General features: G+C 70.2%; 7 protein-coding genes. 4 read left to right on the forward strand and 3 right to left on the reverse strand.

Annotation, left to right across the window (positions count from 1 at the left end; translation table 11 throughout):
- Position 1 precedes the first annotated feature (1 nt).
- Positions 2 to 1,189: a chromate efflux transporter gene (gene chrA, locus Q4F73_RS10770; protein ID WP_303359347.1), complete on the reverse strand. Its 1,188-nt coding sequence runs from the start codon at positions 1,187 to 1,189 to the stop codon at positions 2 to 4.
- An 84-nt stretch (positions 1,190 to 1,273) separates the two neighbouring features.
- Here chrA and ald point away from each other — a divergent pair, with 84 nt between their 5' ends.
- The gene (gene ald / locus Q4F73_RS10775; protein WP_303359348.1) at positions 1,274 to 2,365 is read left to right on the forward strand and encodes an alanine dehydrogenase; all 1,092 of its coding nucleotides are present in this window, start codon (positions 1,274 to 1,276) and stop codon (positions 2,363 to 2,365) included.
- Here the strand turns inward: ald and Q4F73_RS10780 are convergent.
- Positions 2,322 to 2,732 (reverse strand): globin, encoded by a 411-nt coding sequence (locus Q4F73_RS10780; protein ID WP_303359349.1) that lies wholly within the window; start codon positions 2,730 to 2,732, stop codon positions 2,322 to 2,324. The genes ald and Q4F73_RS10780 overlap by 44 nt on opposite strands.
- Before the next feature lie 25 nt (positions 2,733 to 2,757).
- Between Q4F73_RS10780 and Q4F73_RS10785 the strand changes: the two genes are divergently transcribed.
- Together Q4F73_RS10785 and Q4F73_RS10790 are read left to right on the forward strand one after the other, a co-directional pair.
- On the forward strand, positions 2,758 to 3,534 hold the full coding sequence (locus Q4F73_RS10785) for an ABC transporter ATP-binding protein (RefSeq protein WP_303359350.1): 777 nt from the start codon (positions 2,758 to 2,760) through the stop codon (positions 3,532 to 3,534).
- 49 nt (positions 3,535 to 3,583) lie between these two features.
- Positions 3,584 to 4,780, forward strand: a complete 1,197-nt coding sequence (locus tag Q4F73_RS10790; protein WP_303359351.1) for a cystathionine gamma-synthase — start codon at positions 3,584 to 3,586, stop codon at positions 4,778 to 4,780.
- Positions 4,781 to 4,908: 128 nt separating this feature from the next.
- On the opposite strand, the gene Q4F73_RS10795 is transcribed toward Q4F73_RS10790, so the two are convergent.
- On the reverse strand, positions 4,909 to 5,817 hold the full coding sequence (locus Q4F73_RS10795) for a DMT family transporter (RefSeq protein WP_303359352.1): 909 nt from the start codon (positions 5,815 to 5,817) through the stop codon (positions 4,909 to 4,911).
- Positions 5,818 to 5,862: 45 nt separating this feature from the next.
- On the opposite strand from Q4F73_RS10795, the gene Q4F73_RS10800 reads away from it, so the two are divergent.
- Positions 5,863 to 6,444 (forward strand): SDR family NAD(P)-dependent oxidoreductase (locus tag Q4F73_RS10800; protein ID WP_303359353.1); only part of this gene is annotated, 582 nt, incomplete at its 3' end.

The following is a 6,444-nucleotide window of genomic DNA, read 5'->3' on the forward strand; positions in this document are numbered from 1 at the left end:
CCTAGAGCAGCAGCCAGCCGGCCAGAGCCGCGCCGAGAGCAATCGACCACGGGGGCAGCTTCCACTGGGCCAGCCCCAGCCAGCAGGCGGCGGCGATGGTCAGTGACGCGATCCCGGTGACCCCGTGGGTGAGCACCGGATCCCAGAAGGCGGCGCCCAGCAGCCCGACCACCGCCGCGTTGATCGCGGTGAAGGCCGAGCGGAGCGCGGGCAGGTGGCGCCAGCGGCCCCAGAAGTGCAGGCCCGCCACCATGAGCAGCGCCGAGGGGGCGAAGATGGCGATCGTCGCCAGCCCGGCACCCGCCCAGCCACCGTCGACCGCCCCGAGGTAGGCGGCGAAGGTGAACAGCGGGCCCGGCACGGCCTGGGCCGCCGAGTATCCGGCGAGGAACTCCGAGCTGCTCAGCCACCCCGGCTCCACGGTCAGCCGCTCCAGCAGCGGCAGGACCACGTGCCCGCCGCCGAAAACCAGCGACCCGGCCTGCACGTAGGCCGCCGCACGGGTGAGCAGGTAGCCGCCGACGGCGGTGGCCGCCAGCAGCAGGCCGCCCAACAGCAGGAAGAACGACACCAGGCACACCCAGGCGGCCCGCGCGCTGACCGGGCGGGTGGTCTCCGCCGCCGATTCCGCAGGCTCACCAGCCGAAGACCCCCGCAGCACCATTACCCCCAGCACGCCGGCCGCGATGATCACCGCCAGGTGGGTGACAGGGCTGGGCACCGCCAGCACCACCAGCCCGGACACGACCGCGATGGTGGCGGTGACCCGGGTGTTCGCCATGCTGCGGGCCATGCCGGACACAGCGTGGAAGACCACGGCGACCGCCGCGGCGAGCAGTCCCCGGATCCATCCCTGCTCGGCGTCGGCACCCGCGGACAGCATGAACATGCCGAAGACAGCGAGGATGAGCGCCGAGGGGGCGGTGAACATCACCCAGGCCGCCAGCATCCCGGGCCACCCGGCGCGGTGGTATCCCAGGGCCATCCCCACCTGCGAGGAGGCGGGGCCGGGGAGGAACTGCGCCAGGGCCACGAGGTCCGCGTAGGCCCGTTCCGACAGCCATCCCCGGCGGGTGACGAACTCCTCGCGGAAGTAGCCCAGGTGCGCCGTAGGGCCGCCGAAAGCGCTCACCCCGAGCAGACCGAAACTGCGGACGACATCCCCGAGGCCACTCCGTGAGTCATGCACGCCCGTCATCCTAGGCCGCCCCCGGCGATTGCGCTCCGCAGTTTCCCCGCTGCGAGCCGTCCCCGGCGACTAAGGTCAGGGTGCATGCGCATCGGAATCCCGAAGGAAATCATGAACATGGAGGGCCGCGTGGCCCTCGGCCCCACCAGTGCCGGCACGCTCGTCGCCGAGGGGCATGAGGTGCTCGTGCAGACCGGGGCGGGGGAGGGGTCGTCTCTCACCGACGCCGAGTACGCGGAGCAGGGCGTGCGCATCGTCGACACCGCCGCCGAGGCCTGGGCCGCTGACCTGGTGCTCAAGGTCAAGGAGCCGCTCCCGGAGGAGTACGGTTTCCTCCGCGCGGACCAGATCCTGTTCACCTACCTGCACCTGGCCTCCTCCCGGGAGTGCACGCAGGCGCTTCTCGACGCCGGCACCACCGCCCTGGCCTACGAGACCGTCCTGGACGCGCGCGGCGGGCTGCCCCTGCTCACCCCGATGTCCCAGGTCGCCGGCCGCCTGGCCGTCCAGGAGGGGGCGCATCACCTCATGAGTTCCAAGGGTGGGCGGGGTGTGCTCCTCGGTGGGGTGCCCGGCACGGCACCGGCGAAGGTGGTCGTGCTCGGCGGCGGCCAGGTCGGCGCCTCCGCGGTGGCCATCGCCCAGGGCCTGCGCGCCCAGGTCACCGTCCTCGACCTGGATCCGGCCGTGCTGGCCCGCTTCGACGATCTCTACCAGGGCAATGTGCGCACGCTGCTGTCGGATCCGATGACCGTCGAGGCGGAGCTTATCGACGCCGACCTGGTCATCGGCGCCGTCCTCGTCGCCGGAGCCAAGGCCCCGACGCTGGTCAGCGACGATCTCGTCGCCCGCATGAAGCCCGGCTCCGTGCTTGTCGACGTCGCCATCGACCAGGGTGGCTGCTTCGAGTCCTCCCGCAAGACCTCCCACGAGGAGCCCACCTACCGGGTCCATGACTCCCTGTTCTACTGCGTGCCCAACATGCCGGGCGCGGTGGCCAACACCTCCACCCGCGCACTCACCTCGGCGACACTTCCCTACGTCCGGGCGATTGCCGCGGACGGGGTGGACGGGGCCGTCGATAAGCATCCCGGCCTGGCGCCGGGCCTGATGACCCGGGGTGGGGAGCTGCTCAGTGAGCCTGTGCGGGAGGCGTTCCCGGATCTTCCCGGTTGATGAGCATCGCCGCCACCCGCTCCATGTGATCCCACATCTGGTGGCGGTAGGCGGGCGGGATCGTCTCCTCGTCGATGGCGTCGAGGGAGACCTTCATCAGCTCCAGCCAGCGGATCGCCGCCGCGCGGTCGACGGGGAAGGGGAAGTGACGGCGCCGCAGCATCGGCGCGCCGCGCTGCTCGTTGTAGGTGGCAGGCCCGCCCCAGTACTGCGCGAGGAACCACGTGAGGCGGTTTTCCGCCCCCTCCCAGTCATCGTCGGGGTACATCGGCCCGAGGATGTCGTCTGTTTTCACCTGGGCGTAGAAGCCGGCGACGAGGCGGGAGAAGGTGGCGTCGCCACCCACGGCGTCATAGAGGCTGCTCATGACACCCCAGTCTAGGCTGGCCCCCATGACGCATGCTCTCTCGCTTCATGGCGCCACCGTCCGGCGCGGGTCCACCCACCTCATCGAGGACGTGACGTGGCAGGTACCCACCGGATCCCACTGGGCGGTGCTCGGCCCCAACGGCGCCGGCAAGTCGACCGCCCTCAAACTGGCCGGCGGGTGGTGGTACCCGAGCACCGGGCACGTCGACATCCTCGGCCAGCGCCTGGGGAGGGTGGAGCTGGCCCGGCTGCGCCGCCGCATCGGCTGGGTGGATCCGCGTCACCGGCTCGGCGATCTTCCGGTGGACGAGCTGGTCCTGTCGGGCCTCACAGCCTCCAACGGGCTGCTCCCGCGCTGGCAGCCGACACCCGTGGAACTCGCGCGCCGGGACGAACTTCTGGAGTTGACGGGCATGGCCACCGCCCGCGATCGTCACTGGTCGGCGCTCTCGCAGGGCGAGCGCGCCCGCACGATCATCGCGCGTGCGCTCATCAGCGAACCGGAACTACTGCTTCTCGACGAACCCACCACCGGCCTCGACCTCCCCGGCCGCGAAGGCCTCCTGCGGGTCATCGACGACCTGCGGGCCCGCCGCCCGGAGCTGACGACGGTGATGGTGACGCACCATGTGGAGGAGATCGCGGCGTCGACAAGCGATGTCCTGCTGATGAAGGACGCCCGGGTCCTGGCCGCGGGGCCGGTGTCCACGACGCTCACGGGGGAGAATCTCTCCGCCCTCTACGGCCTGGAGGTAGAGTTGCAGCAGGTCAGGGGCCGTTGGTTCGCGTTCTGCATATAATTCCCGGGTGTTTCCGGAAATATGAACCGCTTGGTCTATAGTGGCCGACATGACTCACGGACTCCAAGGTTTCTCTTCCCGGTCGATCCACGCCGGCTACGAGCCCGACAGCCTGTACGGCCCGATCAACACCCCGATCTACGCGTCGACCACCTTCGCCCAGGACGGGCTGAGCGAGCTGCGCGGCGGCTTCGAGTACACCCGCTGCGGCAACCCGACGATCACCGCCCTGGAGAAGACCGTCGCCGCCCTCGAGGGCGCCCGGTACGGTCGCGCCTTCTCCTCCGGCATGGCCGCCACCGACGTCATCCTGCGGATCCTGCTGCGCCCGGGCGACCACCTCATCCTCGGCCACGACGCCTACGGCGGCACCTGGCGGCTTATCGACGAAGCCTTCGGCGACTGGGGTGTCACCTACTCCGTCGTGGACACCACCTCCGTCGCCGACGTTGAGGCCGCCCTGCAGGACAACACCCGCCTCATCTGGCTGGAGACCCCCACCAACCCGGCGCTGTCCGTCACCGACATCGCCGCCGTCGCCGCCATCAAGGGGCAGGCCGCGCTGGTGGTGGACAACACCTTCGCCTCCCCGTACCTGCAGCAGCCGCTGGCGCTCGGCGCGGACCACGTCCTGCACTCCGCCACCAAGTACCTCGGCGGGCACTCCGACGTGGTCGGCGGCCTGGTGGTAACCAACTCCGCGGAATTCGACGAGAAGCTGCTGTGGTACCAGGGCGGCGTCGGGCCCATCCCCTCACCCTTCGACGCCTACCTCACCGCCCGCGGCATCAAGACCCTGGCCGTGCGCATGGAGCGCCACTGCGACAACGCCGAAGCCGTCGCCGCGCACCTGGCGGCCTCCGAGCAGGTGGACACCGTGCTCTACCCCGGACTGGCGTCACACCCCGGACATGAGGTGGCGAAAAGGCAGATGAAGCGCTTCGGCGGCATGATCTCCGTGCGATTCGGCAGCGAGGAGGCCGCGCGGGTCTTCTGCCTCAACACCCGGCTCATCTGCCTGGCCGAGTCGCTCGGCGGGGTGGAGTCGCTCGTCGAGCACCCGGCAACCATGACGCATGTGTCGGCGGCCGGCTCCCAGCTGGAGGTCCCGCGCGATCTGGTGCGCCTGTCGATCGGCATCGAGGACATCGAGGATCTCATCGCCGACATCGACGTCGCCCTCGAGGCCGTGGCGGCCGCGCAGGCTGCGGCGGAGGTGCCGGCGGCAGTGTCGGCGCGCTCGTAAAAACGACGTTCGTTTTAACGACCGCTCATCCCATCAACACAAGCGCATAGTGCCAGGTCGCGTCCCATATGCGCGCAGCGTTATGGTCGTTAAAGCGAACAACGTTTTAACGGCCCCGCCGCCCGGCTCTACAGCCGGATGACTCCCACGCCGACGACCATGAGCACCAGGCCGAGCGCCTGCAGCAGCGTCACCGGCGAGCGCTTGGCCCCGAGCAACCCGAGATGGTCGATGAGCAGGCTGCCGGCCATGAGTCCCAGCAGGATCGTCATCACGGTCAGCCCCGTGCCGATCACCGGCGACAGAAAGGCGTTGCCGAACACGAACAGCGCGCCGAGGACGCCGCCGATCCACATCCACCACGGCCCGACCGTGGACCCGGCGGCCGGGCGGTTGCGCAGGACCAGGTTGACAAGCAGCAGGGTGACCACGCCGAAGGCGAAGGAGACCAGCGCCGCCCCCACGGCGGAATCGAGGGCCACCCCGAGTTGGCCGTTGATGGCGGTCTGCGCCGCGGAGAACATGCCGAAGACCACCCCGGCCGCCCGCCACCCCCACACCGACGGCCCGGAGGCGTGCCCGCCGACGAGCGTGCGACCGGGGCGCGCCATAGCCCCGAACACGCCGATCACCAGCAGCGCAGCACCGAGCACCCGCATCCCGTCGAGGGCATGGCGCGGCGCGTGGAACAGGCCGAAGTGGTCGATGAGCAGGCCCATGATGACCTGCCCCGTGATGGGCAGGACCACCGTCTGCACGCTGCCCAGCCGGGGGAAGAGGACGATGTTGCCGGTGAGCACCACCACCCCGAGGACGCCGCCGGACCAGATCCAGGCGGGCAGGGCGGTGGCCTGGGTGAGGGGAGGGAGGTGGCCGTCGATAAGCAGGACGGCGGCGAGCAGCGCAGCAAAGCCGACCGAAAAGGACACCAGTGACGCCAGGAACGGGGAACCGACGGACTGGCGCAGGCGGGCATTGGCCGACGTCTGGATCGGCATGACGACGCCGACGACGACGCCGAAGAGTACTGCGAGCATGGGGGCCTCCTGAAGCTCAGGGTATCCCCGGCTAGAGTCCTGGGTATGACCGAACCGATTGCCATCGTCACCGGAGCCACCGGCGGCATGGGCCGTGAGATCGTCGCGGACCTCGCCCGCACCCACCACGTCTACGCCCTGGGGCGCAACGACACGGCCCTGGCCGAACTCGGTGCCCTCGCCCGCGTCACCCCGGTGGCCACGGACCTGGTGGTGGATCTGCTCGACACCGAGGAGGCGCCGACGTGCGTGCAGACGCTCATGGACCTGCAAAGGGTGGATGTGGTGGTGCACGCGGCGGCGATCGCCACGAAGCTCAGCGTGGAGTCCGCCTCTGTCGTCGACTGGCGCCACGCCATGGACGTCAACGTCCACGTCCCCGCGGAACTGACCCGCCGCCTGCTGCCGGCGCTGCGTGCGGCCCGCGGTACCGCGATCTTCATCAACTCCGGAGCCGGGCGCGGTTCCTACGGCGACAACATCGTCTACGCCGCCACCAAGCACGCCCTCTATGCGCTGGCGGACGGGCTGCGCAAGGCCGAATCGACGGAAGGGGTGCGCGTGAGCACCGTCGCTCCCGGCCCGACGGACACCCCGATGCTCGAGGGGCTCTACGCCCAGGACGGC

The organism is Corynebacterium sp. (assembly GCF_030535495.1).
Taxonomy (GTDB): Bacteria; Actinomycetota; Actinomycetes; order Mycobacteriales; family Mycobacteriaceae; genus Corynebacterium.